Source organism: Rheinheimera baltica, assembly GCF_030731985.1.
Taxonomy (GTDB): domain Bacteria; phylum Pseudomonadota; class Gammaproteobacteria; order Enterobacterales; family Alteromonadaceae; genus Alishewanella; species Alishewanella baltica.
The window spans coordinates 22185-39528 of sequence record NZ_JAPJDY010000015.1; the positions used below are offsets into that span (position 1 = coordinate 22185).

At 46.4% G+C, this 17344-nt stretch carries 13 protein-coding genes and 5 tRNA genes; all 18 read right to left on the reverse strand.

The features are described 5' to 3' along the window. Positions 1-63: 63 nt before the first annotated feature. Positions 64-438 (reverse strand): 30S ribosomal protein S12, encoded by a 375-nt coding sequence (gene rpsL, locus ORJ00_RS18710; RefSeq protein ID WP_019677787.1) that lies wholly within the window; start codon positions 436-438, stop codon positions 64-66. A 150-nt stretch (positions 439-588) separates the two neighbouring features. Next, a complete protein-coding gene (gene rpoC, locus ORJ00_RS18715) occupies positions 589-4770 on the reverse strand; it encodes a DNA-directed RNA polymerase subunit beta' (RefSeq protein WP_027672432.1) in 4182 nt (1393 codons plus the stop codon). A gap of 65 nt (positions 4771-4835) precedes the next feature. After that, entirely contained in the window at positions 4836-8861 is a 4026-nt protein-coding gene (rpoB, locus tag ORJ00_RS18720) for a DNA-directed RNA polymerase subunit beta (RefSeq protein ID WP_306127128.1), read from the reverse strand. Positions 8862-9036: 175 nt separating this feature from the next. Then, the gene (rplL, locus tag ORJ00_RS18725; protein ID WP_027672430.1) at positions 9037-9402 is read right to left on the reverse strand and encodes a 50S ribosomal protein L7/L12; all 366 of its coding nucleotides are present in this window, start codon (positions 9400-9402) and stop codon (positions 9037-9039) included. Positions 9403-9465: 63 nt separating this feature from the next. Further along, positions 9466-9960 carry a 50S ribosomal protein L10 gene (gene rplJ, locus ORJ00_RS18730; RefSeq protein ID WP_027672429.1) on the reverse strand — a complete coding sequence of 165 codons (495 nt, stop codon included), beginning with the start codon at positions 9958-9960 and terminating at the stop codon, positions 9466-9468. 287 nt (positions 9961-10247) lie between these two features. Then, positions 10248-10949 (reverse strand): 50S ribosomal protein L1, encoded by a 702-nt coding sequence (gene rplA, locus ORJ00_RS18735; protein ID WP_027672428.1) that lies wholly within the window; start codon positions 10947-10949, stop codon positions 10248-10250. A gap of 3 nt (positions 10950-10952) precedes the next feature. Further along, on the reverse strand, positions 10953-11381 hold the full coding sequence (gene rplK, locus ORJ00_RS18740; protein WP_027672427.1) for a 50S ribosomal protein L11: 429 nt from the start codon (positions 11379-11381) through the stop codon (positions 10953-10955). Between the two features lie 120 nt (positions 11382-11501). Then, a complete protein-coding gene (gene nusG / locus ORJ00_RS18745; protein ID WP_370298130.1) occupies positions 11502-12029 on the reverse strand; it encodes a transcription termination/antitermination protein NusG in 528 nt (175 codons plus the stop codon). Between the two features lie 14 nt (positions 12030-12043). After that, a complete protein-coding gene (gene secE, locus ORJ00_RS18750) occupies positions 12044-12418 on the reverse strand; it encodes a preprotein translocase subunit SecE (protein WP_027672425.1) in 375 nt (124 codons plus the stop codon). A 74-nt stretch (positions 12419-12492) separates the two neighbouring features. Beyond that, positions 12493-12569: transfer RNA gene (locus ORJ00_RS18755), tRNA-Trp, on the reverse strand. Between the two features lie 180 nt (positions 12570-12749). Then, entirely contained in the window at positions 12750-13934 is a 1185-nt protein-coding gene (gene tuf, locus ORJ00_RS18760) for an elongation factor Tu (RefSeq protein WP_027672141.1), read from the reverse strand. Between the two features lie 72 nt (positions 13935-14006). Further along, positions 14007-14082 (reverse strand) — tRNA-Thr (locus ORJ00_RS18765). Between the two features lie 11 nt (positions 14083-14093). Further along, positions 14094-14168 (reverse strand) — tRNA-Gly (locus ORJ00_RS18770). Between the two features lie 31 nt (positions 14169-14199). Continuing rightward, positions 14200-14284, reverse strand: a tRNA-Tyr gene (locus tag ORJ00_RS18775). Between the two features lie 10 nt (positions 14285-14294). Continuing rightward, positions 14295-14370 (reverse strand) — tRNA-Thr (locus tag ORJ00_RS18780). 111 nt (positions 14371-14481) lie between these two features. Further along, positions 14482-15177, reverse strand: coding sequence for a type III pantothenate kinase (locus tag ORJ00_RS18785; RefSeq protein ID WP_306140539.1), 696 nt, complete (start codon positions 15175-15177; stop codon positions 14482-14484). Position 15178: 1 nt separating this feature from the next. Further along, positions 15179-16162, reverse strand: a complete 984-nt coding sequence (birA, locus tag ORJ00_RS18790) for a bifunctional biotin--[acetyl-CoA-carboxylase] ligase/biotin operon repressor BirA (protein ID WP_305977625.1) — start codon at positions 16160-16162, stop codon at positions 15179-15181. Further along, positions 16159-17169 (reverse strand): UDP-N-acetylmuramate dehydrogenase, encoded by a 1011-nt coding sequence (gene murB / locus ORJ00_RS18795; RefSeq protein WP_306127140.1) that lies wholly within the window; start codon positions 17167-17169, stop codon positions 16159-16161. Before murB ends, birA begins: the two co-directional genes overlap by 4 nt. Positions 17170-17344 lie beyond the last annotated feature (175 nt).

The following is a 17344-nucleotide window of genomic DNA, read 5'->3' on the forward strand; positions in this document are numbered from 1 at the left end:
CCAAAACTTTTAATACATTAAAGAAAAAAAGTTGTTTAGTTTGGCCTTACTAACGGAGTACCGTTATTTCTTAGGCCGTTTTGCGCCGTACTTAGAACGGGCTTGTTTACGATCTTTAACGCCAGCACAATCTAATGTGCCGCGTACGGTGTGGTAACGCACACCTGGCAGGTCTTTTACCCGGCCACCGCGAATAAGCACAACACTGTGCTCTTGCAGGTTATGGCCTTCACCACCAATGTAAGAAGAAACTTCGAATCCGTTAGTTAAACGAACACGGCATACTTTACGTAATGCTGAGTTTGGCTTCTTAGGTGTAGTGGTGTATACACGGGTACAAACACCACGCTTCTGCGGGCAAGCTTCAAGCGCCGGAACGGTGCTCTTGGCTACCTTCTGGCTGCGCGGCTTACGCACTAGCTGGTTGATTGTTGCCATTAAATACTCCTGGTTAATATATACCCAATAAACGTGAAAATTCCGCACCCCATATTTGGGGTCGCGGAATTCTAATGGTCAAGCTTTGACCTGTCAAGTTACAAAGCCAATTGCTGCTAATTTAAGCAACAATCGGCCGTGTTTCTTGCTTTACTCGTCGTTGCCCGATAAATCCATGTTCAGTGCGTCAGACAATGCCTGCTCTGCCATCTCTGAACTCATTGCCGGTTCAACAACTTCCGCATTGCCACCACGTTGACGCTGACGGATACGGTTTTGGTGATACGCAAAACCAGTACCAGCCGGAATCAAACGGCCAACAATAACGTTTTCTTTCAGACCGCGCAGTTCATCAATCTTACCGCCTACGGCAGCTTCAGTTAGAACGCGAGTGGTCTCTTGGAACGATGCAGCCGAGATGAACGAGTCAGTCGACAGTGACGCTTTAGTAATACCCAGTAATGATCGCTCATACTGCGCAGGCATCTTGCCAGCAGCTTCAAGCTCACGGTTGGCGATATTAACGCGTGCTACTTCAGCCTGTTCACCTTCAAGGAATTCACTATCACCAGGGCTAGTAATCAAACACTTACGCAGCATCTGACGAATGATCGTTTCAATGTGCTTATCGTTAATCTTAACGCCCTGTAAACGGTAAACGTCCTGTACTTCGTTGGTGATATAGCTGGCTACATGGTGGATACCACGTAAACGCAGAATATCGTGTGCTGACTCTGGGCCTTCCGAAATAACTTCGCCTTTTTCAATGCGCTCACCTTCGAACACATTGACCTGACGCCATTTCTGGATCATCTCTTCATGTACATCACCCTGATCTGGCGTGATTAACAGACGACGCTTGCCTTTTGTTTCTTTACCAAAGCTGATAACACCTGAAATTTCCGCCAAAATAGCTGGATCTTTTGGTTTACGCGCTTCGAATAAGTCAGCAACCCGTGGCAGACCACCGGTGATATCCCGTGTTTTCGAGCTTTCCTGCGGAATACGTGCCAGAACTTCACCCGAATTAACGGTAGCACCATCAGTAACTTCAATGGTGGTAAAGCTTGGTAGACGTATTTCCTGCAACGCACCGTCATCCATAGTTAGAATAAGTTTTGGCTCTTTAGCGTTTGCTTTGGCCAAATCTTTAACTACGGTACGGGTTAAGCCCGTCAGTTCGTCTTGCTGTACTTCGGTGTTGGTATCATCGATATCGCTATGATTAACCTTAGCACCACGTTCAACGATAATTGGGTGTGAATGCGGATCCCAGTTGGCCACGATTTGGCCAGCTGCGATCTTCGCGTTGTCATCTGTCGTAAGGATTGAACCGTATGGCAGTTTATAACGCTCTTTCTCACGTCCCAGCTCGTCAAATACTGTTACTTCAGCAGAACGAGAGGTGATAACAATTTTGTTATCTGCATTGCGTACGAACTTCGCATTTTGCAGTTTTAACGTACCAGCAGTTTTAACCTGAACGCTGTTCTCAGCAGAAGCCCGTGATGCCGCACCACCGATGTGGAAAGTACGCATCGTTAACTGAGTACCTGGTTCACCGATTGATTGAGCAGCAATAACACCCACTGCCTCACCAGCGTTGATCAAGTGGCCACGCGCTAAATCACGGCCGTAACATTTGGCACAAACGCCAAAGTCGGTCTGACAGGTAATTACTGAACGCACGTGGACTTCGTCAATAGAGTTCTGCTCTAACGCGTCACACAGTTGCTCATCAAGCATGGTGCCATCAGCTACCAGCACATCGCCGTTTGTTGGTGATACTACATCGCCAATAACAACACGGCCTAGTACGCGCTCACGTAGACCTTCTACCACGTCGCCACCTTCAATCAGTGGTTTCATGACGATGCCTTGCTCTGAACCACAGTCGCTTTCAGTAACAACCAAATCTTGTGCTACGTCAACTAAACGGCGTGTCAGATAACCAGAGTTAGCGGTTTTCAGTGCAGTATCGGCAAGACCTTTACGCGCACCGTGCGTTGAGATGAAGTATTGTAATACGCTTAAGCCTTCACGGAAGTTCGCCGTAATTGGCGTTTCGATGATTGAACCATCTGGTTTCGCCATCAGACCACGCATAGCGGCTAACTGACGGATCTGCGCCGGTGAACCCCGTGCGCCAGAGTCGGCCATCATGTAAACAGAGTTAAATGACTGCTGTTGTACCGTATTGCCATCGCGATCAACTACGTCTTCTTTAGACAAGTTGTCCATCATCGCTTTTGACAGTGATTCGTTGGCAGTTGACCAGATATCGATAACTTTGTTGTACTTTTCACCGGCGGTAACAAGACCCTGTTGGAACTGGTCCTGAATTTCGGCGACTTCAGCTTCTGCCGCATTAATAATGTCAGTTTTCGCTGCTGGAATAACCATATCGTTAATACCTACCGATACGCCTGATAACATAGCGTAATGGAAACCGGTATACATGATTTGGTCAGCCAGGATAACAGTCTTCTTAAGGCCGATACGACGGTATGCACCATTTAACAGCTTAGAAATTTGCTTTTTACCCATTGCCAGGTTAATTGAATCAAAGGCTAAACCTTCTGGCAGAATAGAGTACAAAATTGCACGGCCAACAGTAGTGTCGCGCACCGCTGTGGTTTCAGTACGAGTACCGTCTTCCGTGATTTCAACTTCAGTAATACGTACTTTCACTTTCGCATGCAGGCTGGCACAATCGGCGCGGAAAGCTTTTTCAGCTTCCTTAGCACTCTTAAACATCATGCCTTCGCCTTTAGCATTAATTGCTTCACGCGTCATGTAGTACAAACCTAATACAACGTCCTGAGAAGGAACGATAATAGGCTCGCCGTTTGCTGGTGAAAGGACGTTGTTCGTCGACATCATCAATGCACGAGCTTCTAACTGTGCTTCAATGGTTAACGGTACGTGTACCGCCATTTGGTCACCGTCGAAGTCGGCGTTATAAGCCGCACACACCAGTGGGTGTAATTGAATAGCTTTACCTTCAATTAACACAGGTTCAAACGCTTGAATACCCAAACGGTGTAGTGTTGGTGCGCGGTTTAACAGTACCGGGTGTTCGCGGATAACTTCATCCAAAACGTCCCATACTGCGCCTTCTTCTCGCTCAACCATTTTCTTCGCAGCTTTGATCGTCGTCGCTAGACCACGAGCTTCAAGCTTGCCATAAATAAATGGTTTAAACAGTTCAAGTGCCATTTTCTTCGGCAAACCACACTGGTGTAAGCGCAGTGTAGGACCTACGGTAATTACAGAACGACCGGAGTAGTCAACACGCTTACCAAGTAAGTTCTGACGGAAACGACCTTGCTTACCTTTAATCATGTCAGCAAGTGATTTCAGAGGGCGCTTGTTCGAGCCTGTAATGGCACGACCGCGACGACCGTTGTCAAGTAACGCATCTACGGCTTCTTGTAACATACGCTTTTCGTTACGTACGATAATATCCGGCGCTGACAGGTCTAAAAGACGCTTCAGACGGTTGTTACGGTTAATAACGCGACGGTATAAATCGTTTAAATCTGAAGTCGCAAAACGACCGCCGTCCAATGGTACCAATGGACGTAAGTCCGGTGGCAATACTGGCAGTACTGTCATAATCATCCACTCTGGCTTATTGCCAGACGTGTGGAATGCTTCCATCAGTTTAAGACGCTTGCTGATTTTCTTACGCTTAGTTTCAGAGTTGATTGTTGGCAGCTCTTCACGCATTTGCTTGATTTCAGTCGCCAGTTCAATGCCTTTTAATATGTCCAGAATTGCTTCTGCACCCATTTTGGCTTCAAACTCATCACCATGCTCTTCCAGCACGTCTAGGTATTCTTCTTCGGTCAGCATCTGACGACGTTCTAAAGACGTCATACCTGGCTCTGTCACAACATAGCTTTCGAAATACAATACGCGCTCGATGTCACGTAATGTCATGTCCAGCAACAAACCGATACGGCTTGGCAGTGACTTCAAGAACCAGATGTGTGCTGTTGGGCTAGCCAGTTCAATGTGACCCATACGCTCGCGGCGTACTTTAGTCAATGTCACTTCAACGCCACATTTTTCACAGATCACACCGCGGTGCTTTAAGCGTTTGTACTTTCCGCACAAACATTCGTAATCTTTAACCGGGCCAAAAATACGGGCGCAAAATAAACCGTCACGCTCTGGCTTAAAGGTACGATAGTTGATTGTTTCTGGTTTTTTCACTTCACCAAATGACCATGAACGGATCATGTCTGGCGAAGATAAACCGATACGGATAACATCAAACTCTTCGGTTTTAGTTTGTTGTTTCAGAAACTTTAATAAGTCTTTCACCTTAGCTCTCCTGTAAGAGGTAAACCGGAATGGGGCAGCAAGCTGCCCCCCAACTTAACGTCGGTTTATTCCTCTTCCAATTCGATGTTAATACCGAGCGAACGGATTTCTTTCATTAATACGTTGAAAGATTCTGGCATGCCAGGTTCCATTCTGTGGTCACCGTCTACGATGTTCTTATACATCTTAGTACGGCCGTTAACGTCATCAGACTTAACGGTCAACATTTCCTGCAGCGTATATGCTGCACCGTATGCTTCAAGTGCCCACACTTCCATCTCACCGAAACGCTGACCACCGAACTGTGCTTTACCACCCAGCGGTTGTTGCGTTACTAAGCTGTAAGAACCGGTAGAACGCGCGTGCATCTTATCGTCTACTAAGTGGTTCAGTTTAAGCATGTACATGTAACCTACAGTAACCTTACGTTCAAAGGTATTACCGGTACGGCCATCATACAAGGTTATCTGACCGCTTGACGGTAAGTCACCTAGCTCAAGCAATTGCTTAATTTCGCTTTCTTTAGCGCCATCGAACACTGGAGTCGCTACCGGTAAACCTTTACGCAGGTTCTCGGCTAAACGACGAATTTCGTCGTCAGTGAAGCTTTCGATATCAACGTTCTGACGCGATTCACCCAGTGAATACACTTTATTTAAGAAGCTACGGATTTCCGCTGTTTCTTTGTGCTCTTTGATCATGGCGTCAATTTTATCACCGATACCACGAGCCGCTAAGCCTAAGTGTGTTTCAAGGATCTGACCGATGTTCATACGTGACGGAACGCCCAATGGGTTCAGTACGATATCAACTGGCTTGCCGTGTTCGTCATATGGCATATCTTCTACCGGAACGATAGTTGAGATAACACCTTTGTTACCATGACGACCCGCCATCTTGTCACCAGGCTGTATACGGCGTTTAACGGCCAGATATACTTTAACGATCTTAAGTACGCCAGGTGCTAAATCATCACCTTGCACAATCTTACGACGCTTGGCTTCGAACTTCTTGTCGTATTCGATACGAATTTCTTCGTACTGTGTCGCCAATTGTTCCAGATCGTTCTGCTTATCTTCATCGCTTAAGCTTTGATTAAACAGCGCGTCGCCTTTCATGGTATCCAGCTTGGCACGGTCAACACCGCTTTGCTCCAGCAGGTTACGGGCACGGTCAAAAATACCGGCTTCAAGAATACGGAATTCTTCATTCAGGTCTTTCTTAGCCTGTTTGACTTCCATTTCCTCGATTTCACGGGCACGTTTATCTTTCTCTACACCATCACGGGTAAATACTTGAACATCAATAACCGTACCGGTTACTGAGTTTGGTACACGTAATGAGGTATCTTTAACATCAGACGCTTTTTCACCGAAGATTGCGCGTAACAATTTTTCTTCTGGTGTTAATTGGCTTTCACCTTTAGGGGTTACTTTACCAACCAGAATGTCACCGCCTTTCACTTCAGCACCGATATAAACGATACCAGCTTCGTCCAGCTTGCTCAGCGCAGACTCGCCCACGTTTGGAATATCACCAGTGATCTCTTCAGGTCCAAGCTTAGTATCACGAGCGATACAGCTTAATTCCTGAATGTGAATCGTGGTTAATCGATCTTCTTGTACCAGACGCTCTGATAACAAAATCGAATCTTCGAAGTTGTAACCATTCCATGGCATAAATGCCACCCGTAAGTTCTGACCAAGAGCCAGTTCACCTAAATCGGTAGACGGGCCATCAGCCAGTACATCACCACGCTCAATAGGTTCACCATGGTTAACGCAAGGACGCTGGTTAATACAGGTGTTCTGGTTAGAACGGGTGTATTTAGTCAGGTTGTAAATATCAATGCCCGCTTCACCAGCGACCATCTCTTCTTCATTTACCTTGATAACGATACGACTAGCATCAACGTAATCAATAACACCGCCACGCTTAGCAACAACAGTAACGCCGGAGTCTTTTGCCACAACACGTTCAATACCAGTACCTACTAACGGCTTATCAGCACGTAATGTAGGAACAGCTTGACGTTGCATGTTCGAGCCCATCAAGGCGCGGTTAGCATCATCGTGTTCAAGGAACGGGATCAGTGCAGCAGCAACAGAAACGATTTGCTGTGGAGCAACGTCCATGTACTGAACTTGATCAGCCGGCATCAAAGTGAATTCGTTCTTGTAACGACAAGGAACTAATTCTTCAGATAGACGGTTTTCTGCATTCAGTTCAGCGTTGGCCTGAGCGATAACGAAATTACCTTCCTCAATGGCTGACAGGAAATCGACTTCATCAGTTACTACGCCATCTTCCAAACGACGATATGGGGTTTCAAGGAAACCATACTCGTTAGTTTGGGCAAACATAGACAATGAGTTGATCAGACCGATATTCGGACCTTCAGGCGTTTCGATTGGACAAACGCGACCATAGTGCGTCGGGTGTACGTCACGAACTTCGAAACCTGCACGCTCACGTGTCAAACCACCCGGGCCTAGTGCAGAAATACGACGCTTATGCGTCACTTCTGATAGCGGGTTGTTCTGATCCATAAACTGAGACAGCTGGCTTGAGCCAAAGAACTCTTTAACGGCAGCAGAGATTGGTTTAGCATTAATCAAGTCCTGAGGCATAACAGCGTCTAAATCGCCTAGCGACAAACGCTCTTTCACTGCACGTTCAACACGTACTAAGCCTACACGGAATTGGTTTTCAGCCATTTCACCAACACTACGAATACGGCGGTTACCTAAGTGGTCGATATCGTCCACTTCACCTTTACCGTTACGAATGTCAATTAATACCTTCATAACCGCAAGAATATCTTCTTTGCTTAGTACACCGACACCGGTGCCTTCGTCAAAGTTAACCCGACGGTTGAACTTCATCCGGCCAACCGTTGATAAATCATAACGGTCTTCAGAGAAGAACAGGTTTTCAAATAAGGTTTCAGCAGCATCACGCGTTGGTGGTTCACCAGGGCGCATCATGCGATAAATTTCTACCAGCGCTTCCATACGGTTGCTGCTTGGGTCGATACGAATGGTTTCAGAGACATAAGAGCCTTGATCCAAATCGTTGATATACAGAGTTTGAAAACTCTCGTAACCGGCTTTAGCCAGTTTTGCTAACAGCTCCAATGTGAGCTCTGCGTTCGCCTCGGCAATAATCTCTCCGGTTGAACGGTCAGCATAATTCTTTGCCAGCACACGGCCTACCACATATTCGTGTGGTACTTCCATCATAGTCATGCCGGTTTTTTCCAGCTGACGTACGTGGCGTGCAGTAATACGACGGCCTTGTTCTACTATGACTTCGCCATCGTTGTCTTTAATATCGAATGCAGCAGTTTCACCACGCAGACGATTGGCAACCACTGCCATTAGCAGTTTGCCATCTTTAATTTCAAACTGAGTGCTTTCAAAGAAAGTACTCAAAATTTCTTCAGTACTTAATTCCAGTGCACGCAACAGTATTGTAGCCGGCAGTTTACGACGACGGTCAATACGTACAAACAGGTTGTCTTTGGCATCGAATTCAAAATCTAACCAAGAACCACGGTAAGGAATAACGCGCGCGTTATACAATACCTTGCCTGATGAGTGGGTCTTACCACGGTCGTGATCGAAGAACACACCTGGGCTACGGTGTAACTGAGATACGATAACGCGCTCAGTACCGTTAATCACAAAAGTACCGTTTTCAGTCATCAATGGGATTTCACCCATATAAACTTCCTGCTCACGGATATCTTTGATCGTGCCAGGTGCTTCTTTGTCGAATAACACCATGCGTAATTTTACACGTAATGGTGCTGAGTATGTAACGCCGCGGATCTGACATTCTTTAACGTCAAACACGGGTTCCCCGATGCGGTAGCTGACGTACTGCAATTCCGCACTGCCTGAATAGCTTTTAATAGGGAATACAGAGCGGAATGCGGCTTCTAAACCGTAACCTCCTTCCGGATCAGGCTCGATAAATTTGCTGAATGATTCAATCTGGATCGACAGCAGGTATGGCACATCCAATACTTCTGGACGTTTGCCGAAGTCCTTACGGATACGTTTCTTCTCAGAATAAGAGTAAGTCATGGGGTTCCTCAGCTTGCTGATTTTTTTCCCAACAACCCATTACAGGTCGCTTTTGATACCAGCCATAGTATCAACAGGGGTGGGGAAATCATTGTCCCACAGCGCAAAAAGGCCGGTGATTAATTCATCACCAGCCCAGCCTGAAACTCAGGCGAATAATCCGGTATAAGCCGGATTATTTAACTTCAACAGATGCACCAGCTTCTTCAAGATCTTTCTTAAGAGCTTCTGCTTCTGCTTTTGAAACGCCTTCTTTGATTGCAGCAGGAGCTGATTCAACCAAATCTTTCGCTTCTTTCAGGCCTAAACCGGTAGCGCCACGTACTGCTTTGATAACAGCAACTTTGTTTGCACCAATACCAGCCAATACTACGTTAAATTCAGTTTGCTCTTCAGCAGCAGCAGCAGGACCTGCAGCAACAGCTACAGCAGCAGCTGCAGACACACCGAACTTTTCTTCCATTGCAGTTACTAACTCTACTACGTCCATTACAGACATTGCAGCGATAGCATCTAAGATTTGATCTTTAGTCACTGACATTGCTCAGATTCCTAAATTAGGGGACGTATCCCGATTAAACTCGTCTTCAAACCAAACGTAAAATTACGCGGCTTGCTCTTGTTTTTGGTCGCGAACCGCGGCAATTGTACGTACAAGTTTGCCGGCTGCTGCCTCTTTCATAGTGCTCATTAAACGTGCAATAGCTTCGTCATAAGTTGGTAACGATGCTAACACTTCAATGTTTACTGTGGCGCCATTAAAAGCTGCACCTTTCAGCTCGAAGTTTTTGTTCTCTTTGGCGAAATCTTTAAAGATACGCGCTGCAGCACCTGGGTGCTCTTTAGAGAATGCAATTAACGTCGGGCCTACGAATGCGTCTTTCAGACACTCAAACTCAGTGCCTTCTACTGCACGGCGAACTAGCGTATTACGGACAACTTTCATCCATACGCCAGCTTCACGCGCTTGCTTACGCAGCGCAGTGATATTGCCTACAGTGACACCGCGAGCGTCTGCGACAACCGCAGATAAAGCACCTTTGGCAGCTTCCTGGACTTCAGCAACAAGTGCTTTTTTGTCTTCAAGCTTAATAGCCATGGGCTCTTAACTCCTGGTTCATCCGGGCATAATTGCCCGTTTGCCTACACATCGCTCTATGTTGCCATAAAGCGCGCGATTTACGGTGAGACCAGAAGGAATCTAATTCATTCTGGGGCCTACACCGTCTGCGTAGGTTTGTTGTTTTAAGTTGCGCATTTCAATAGAAAATTGCAACACCTACGGTCTTGGACGGAAGCTGTTATTTCCGAAAAAACACAGCTTCTACCCTAATTTTTGAGCGCGAGATTATAAAATAATCAACGCGCCCTGTAAAGCGTTATAGCTTAAACTGCAGCGTTCAATGACGCCTGGCTTAATGCTAAACCTGCACCATGAGTAGAAGAAATGGTCACTTTCTGAATGAACACACCTTTTGCAACTGATGGCTTAGCACGCTTTAATGCTACCAGTAATGCTTCTAAGTTTTCTTTCAACTTGTCAGCATCAAAATCGATTTTACCGATAGTAGAATGGATAATACCGTTCTTATCGTTGCGGTAACGTACCTGACCCGCTTTTGCATTCTTAACCGCTTCTGCTACGTTAGGTGTAACAGTACCAGTTTTAGGGTTAGGCATTAAACCACGCGGGCCTAAAATTTGACCTAACATACCTACCACACGCATAGCGTCTGGTGAAGCAATAACAACGTCGAAATCCATTACGCCTTTTTTAACTTGTTCAGCTAACTCTTCCATACCAACAATGTCAGCACCAGCAGCTTTAGCAGCTTCAGCGTTTGCACCCTGAGTGAACACAGCAACGCGAACAGTACGACCAGTACCGTGAGGCAATACAGTTGCGCCACGAACGTTTTGGTCAGATTTACGGGCATCAATACCCAGATTTACAGCAACATCAACGCTTTCTACGAATTTGCCAGCTGTTAATTCTTTTAACAGTGCAACTGCTTCGTTGATGTCGTATTCGCGAGTAGAATCCACTTTAGAACGGATTAACTTAGCGCGTTTTGTTAATTTAGCCATCTGTTAGCCCTCCACCACTAAACCCATTGAACGGGCAGTACCTTCGATGGTACGGACCGCAGCAGCATGATCAGCTGCAGTTAAGTCTGGCTGCTTGATCTTAACGATCTCATCAACCTGAGCTGCAGTGATTTTACCCACTTTTTGGGTGTTAGGACGACCTGAACCACCTTTTAAACCGGCAGCTTTCAATAACAAGAAAGACGCTGGAGGAGTACGGGTTTCGAACGTGAAAGAACGATCGCTATATACAGTAATTACTACTGGGATTGGCATGCCTTTCTCAAGACTTTCTGTACGGGCGTTAAAGCCTTTACAGAATTCCATGATATTCACACCGTGTTGACCCAGCGCCGGACCTACTGGTGGCGACGGGTTAGCCATACCGGCTTTAACCTGCAGTTTAATAAGTGCAGTGACTTTCTTTGCCATGTTTCACCTCTGTTTCTGGGTCGTAGCCTCGTAAGTGCGAGGACAATTACTCAAACGGCTTCCCAACGTTAAAAAGGGCGCAGATTATATTTTAATCAGCGCCCGGTTACAATCTATATATTAGGCTTTCTCGACCTGAGCAAATTCCAGGTCTACCGGAGTAGAACGACCGAAAATAAGAACCGACACTTTCACGCGGCTTTTTTCGTAGTCAACTTCTTCAACAACGCCATTAAAGTCAGCGAACGGGCCTTCAGTAACACGAACCACTTCACCGGCTTCAAACAATGTCTTCGGCTTCGGCTTATCAACGTTATCCTGTAAGCGATTCAGAATAGTCATTGCTTCTTTTTCAGAAATCGGTGCTGGACGATCTGACGTGCCACCGATAAAACCAAGCACGCGAGGTACACTTTTAACTAAGTGCCATGCTTCTTCACACATTTCCATCTGAACCAGAACATAACCCGGAAAAAATTTGCGCTCAGATTTACGCTTTTGACCTGCGCGCATTTCGATCACTTCTTCGGTCGGCACCAATACTTCACCAAATTTTTCTTCCATTTGATGAATTCTGATATGTTCACGCAGAGAGGTTGCAACTCGTTGCTCGAAGCCAGAGAAAGCTTGCACCACATACCAACGCATTTTTTCTGCCATGGTTATATCCCTAATCCTGTTAAAAATGACACGACACGCAATAATATAGCGTCCAGCCCCCACAGCAATAAGCCCATGATCAACGTTGCTACCAAGACGACGATAGTAGTTTGCAAAGTTTCCTGCCGGGTTGGCCAAACAACTTTACGCACCTCTGTACGAGACTCTTTAGCAAAGTTAATAAAGGTTTTGCCTTTTTGGGTTTGTCCTGCCACCACACCGGCGATAATTACCAGCACCACAATGGCAATTGCACGCTCAAGCGCTGATAATTCATAGACATAGTTACCTACCACTGCCAGTGACAAAATAACAAAGACCAGCAACCACTTGATTACATCAAATCCGCTTTTTGGGGTTTCACTTGCTGCGTTCATGCTTTGACTCACTTCACCTAGACTTGCTTATAGCAACACACTACCGGCAGAGCTTACGCTGTGCCGAAAAATATTGGCAGGGGCAGAGGGATTCGAACCCCCAACCATCGGTTTTGGAGACCGCTGTTCTACCAATTGGAACTATGCCCCTACAAGGTTGTAAACCTAACATTTAGTCGGGTTTTCAAATAGCCGCTCATTATACTGTCTTAAGTTACTAACACAAGCATACCGTAGAGTATTGCGGCATTTTTAACGTGCTTTTTGTTTTGAGCGTTTTGCATTGGAAACAAAAAAGGCCCCAACGGAGCCTTTTTCATCAATCACTTAATTAAGCGATGATTTTTGATACTACACCAGCACCAACTGTACGGCCGCCTTCACGGATTGCGAAGCGTAAACCTTCGTCCATCGCGATTGGGCAAATCAGTTCAACAACAAACTTCAGGTTGTCGCCTGGCATTACCATCTCTACGCCTTCTGGCAATTCAACTGCGCCAGTTACGTCTGTGGTACGGAAGTAGAACTGTGGACGATAGCCTTTGAAGAATGGTGTATGACGACCACCTTCTTCTTTTGACAATACGTACACTTCGCCTTCGAACTTAGTGTGTGGCTTGATTGAACCTGGCTTAGCAAGTACCTGACCACGTTCTACGTCTTCACGCTTAGTACCACGTAACAACGCACCAATGTTCTCGCCTGCACGACCTTCGTCTAACAGCTTACGGAACATCTCAACACCTGTACACGTCGTCGCTACAGTGTCTTTGATACCTACGATTTCTACTGTCTCACCAACTTTTACAATACCCTGCTCTACACGGCCTGTTACTACAGTACCACGACCAGCAATTGAGAATACGTCTTCAATTGGCATGATGAACGGCTTATCAATAGCACGTACCGGCTCTGGGATGTACGTATCTAACGCTTCACCCAACTCGATGATTTTCTTTTCCCACTCTGCATCGCCTTCCAGGCCTTTCAGCGCTGAACCACGAATTACTGGTAAGTCATCACCCGGGAAGTCGTAGTCTGAAAGAAGCTCACGCACTTCCATTTCTACCAGCTCTAACAGCTCTTCGTCATCTACCATGTCACACTTGTTCATGAACACGATGATGTAAGGTACGCCTACCTGACGTGACAACAGGATGTGCTCACGTGTTTGTGGCATCGGGCCGTCTGTCGCCGCTACTACCAGAATCGCGCCGTCCATCTGAGCAGCACCAGTGATCATGTTTTTAACATAGTCAGCGTGGCCTGGGCAGTCTACGTGTGCGTAGTGACGTGTTGGCGTGTCATACTCAACGTGTGACGTGTTGATTGTGATACCACGTGCTTTTTCTTCTGGCGCTTTGTCAATCTGGTCGAATGCAAATGCCTGACCGCCGTATGTCTTAGCCAGTACGTTGGTGATTGCTGCAGTTAAGGTAGTTTTACCGTGGTCAACGTGACCAATGGTGCCTACGTTTACGTGCGGTTTTACTCGTTCAAATTTAGCCTTAGCCATGAATAGACCCTTTTTAACAAACGGCGGTTATTTAATTAAGTTGGTATTTTTATAGCAAGAGAGGAGTCAAGATGGTGCTGATACCCAGAATCGAACTGGGGACCTCATCCTTACCAAGGATGCGCTCTACCGCCTGAGCTATATCAGCAACTTTTTGATTGGAGCGGGCAGCGGGAATCGAACCCGCATCTTCAGCTTGGAAGGCTGAGGTAATAGCCATTATACGATGCCCGCGGCCTACTCGTAGCTATTCGCCTGACGAAAATGGTGGAGGGGGAAGGATTCGAACCTTCGAAGGCAGTGCCGGCAGATTTACAGTCTGATCCCTTTGGCCACTCGGGAACCCCTCCACAATACTAATGGTGCCGCTTATCCGAGTCGAACGGATGACCTACTGATTACAAGTCAGTTGCTCTACCAACTGAGCTAAAGCGGCACTACGTCAGTGGGTGCGAATTCTAGTGTAATGACCGAAAGCGTGCAACAGAAAAAACCAAAAAAGCGAGAATTTCCCGCTTAAGCGCTCATTAAGTGCGCAAATCTGCGTTTACATATCAATATAACGTGCCAGTCCATGGAAAATAAGCAAAGGTTCTACAACAAGTGGCACATCTGTGAGATAAGGTTTGAGAAACTTAGCGTCGCCGCCGGTAAGGAATAGCTTGTCGCAAGGTGTTAGCTGCCATGCTTGTTTAATCGCACCTAAAACCGCAGCTAAGCAGCCATTTTGCAAGCCTGTTACCGTATCCTGCCCCGGTTCCAGCCGGCCGTTAAACATTTCGGAATTAAATACTTTGGCGGTATTTTTTACCACTGCCTGCTGCTGCATTTTCAGGCCTGGGATAATCCAACCGCCGCCGTGCTGGCCATCTTTATTCAGCCAATCGACCGTTACCGCTGTTCCTGCATCAACGATTAGCACATTTTTTGCCGGAAACAATAACTGCCCACCTAACATCGCCAACCAGCGGTCGACACCCAGCGTCTGAGGCTGTTGATAACTGCTACGCACACCATAAGCCTGAGCTTCCGCATGTACCTGACGCCAGGGCAGATGATCCAAACCCAGCAACTGCTTAATTACTGCCACCTTTTCTTGTGATGCAACACTAGCGAAATACACGGCTTTTATCGGCAATTTAGCCAAATTATCGGGTGCTAGCTGTGGTAAAGCGGTTACTTTGCCGTGTTTAACCAACGCGGCCTTCTCACGGGTATTACCAATATCCAGCAATAAATACATGCTACTCTCCCGCACGCAAACTAAGCTCACCGCCAAAGTACGCCTGTACTCCTGCCGCAGTTTTTACCAACAAGGCTCCTTGCTTATCCACTCCGATGCAAATACCTGTTATCTCTTCCTTACCGATAAGCCTTATTGCTTTGTTGCGATATTGATTGTACTGGTCAAACTCATCAACAAAACCAGTAAAACCCTGTTGCGTGAAGTCTGCCAGCAACGTTATGAGTTGTTGTTGTAACAAGGCTACCAACTGATTGCGATCAATCACTTTTTCAGCGGCTCCGGTTAAGTCGATATACTGCTGATCTATACTGTGTAAAGCTTGCTGCGGCAGACGAATATTCATACCAATACCAATGATAACATCGCAGCCGGCGTGAGCTTGTCCTGCCAGCTCTACCAGGATACCGCACAGCTTTTTACCATCGACATAAACATCATTAGGCCATTTAACCCTGGCATCAACCTGATACTGTTGTTTGAGCAACCTTGCTATGGCGATACCTACCACCAGGCTCAACCCCATAGCGGCTTGAATACCCTGCTCCAGGCGCCAATACATCGAAAAGTACAAACTGGCGGCAAAAGGAGAATACCAATTACGGCCACGCCGGCCACGGCCTGCAGTTTGCGCTTCTGCTACTATGGTGTACCCTGGCTCTGTTACCAATCCATCCTGTATTTTTTGCATTAACTGGGTGTTGGTTGAGTCTGTTATATGTTGTACCAGAATGTCAGCACCAGTCGCTTTACGTAACTGGCTTATTCTGGCAGCATCAAGTAAATCCAGTTGCTCAACCAAACAGTAACCACGACCTTTAACCTTGTAGATATCTAAACCTAATTGCTGTAACTGTTTAATGTGATTAGCTACAGCTGTGCGGCTTACGCCCAGCATTTCTGCCAGAACCTGCCCCGAATGAAAACTTCCTGAGCTTAGTGCACTCAGCAATTGCCGCTGTGTAACTAAACTGCCTCTACTCATCTTACAGGTTGTCCCGCGTCATTTAACATACGTACTTCAACCTCTAACTGAATATTGTACGCAGACAGCACTTGCTGCTGCACTGCAGTTACAAGTTGCTCTAACTGTGCCGCTGTGCCTGCGCCCTCGTTAACGATGACCAGCGGTTGTAGTTTGTAGCATCCAACCTCACCATAATGCTTACCTTTGAAGCCTTGTTGTTCTATTAACCAGGCAGCAGGAATTTTTACTGTGTTGTCAGGCTGGCTAAAACCCGGCATATCCGCATATTTGCTTTTCAGCACAGTATAGTGCTGCAAGGCAATAACCGGGTTCTTAAAAAAGCTGCCGCAATTAGCCAAAACTGCAGGATCCGGTAACTTACTGCTACGCACGGCAACAACCTGTTCAAATATAGTATTGATAGCAGCGTCAGCAGGCAGATGATCCAACCCGTTATAGCCAAGCACAGGATTAGACTGCTTACTAAGACAGAATCCCACGGCAACGATAACGCCTTTGCCTGCTAAGGCATGTTTAAACACGCTATCACGGTAGCCAAACTGGCAACGTCCTGCAGCAATACGCTGCACTTTACGCTGTTGCCAATGGTAAAAATCAACATACAAGCAGCTATCGGCAAGTTCCACACCGTAAGCGCCGATATTTTGTACCGGCGCAGCCCCCACAGAACCCGGAATAAATGCCAGATTTTCTATACCCCACAGCTGTTGTTCAACCGCCCAGCTAACCAACTGATGCCAGCTATGACCGGCTTCAACGTGCACTAAAACATGGTCTGCACCCAGTTCAGTAAGCGTTTTGCTTTCTGCGACAAACCGACAGACCGGTGCAGTAAGATCCTGCAAAAAAATAGTATTACTGCCTTCCCCCAGCACTACAGGCGCAGTTTTAGCAGTAAAGCTATGCAATTCACTGACAGAGTTAAACTCATGAACAGTGCTTAATGTGACATCAAAACGAAAAGTAGAATAAGGAACAGCAGATATATTAGTTAAAGTGCGCATGATTAAGCCGGTTAATGCGAATGCCATCATTGTAATGATGTGATTGGTGAAGCGCAAAGCAAAAAGCCCGACTCTTTCGAGACGGGCTTGTTTACTTAATTGGGAGCCTGGCGGTGAACTACTCTCGCATAGCGAATGCTACACTACCATCGTCGCAGCTGCGTTTCACTTCTGA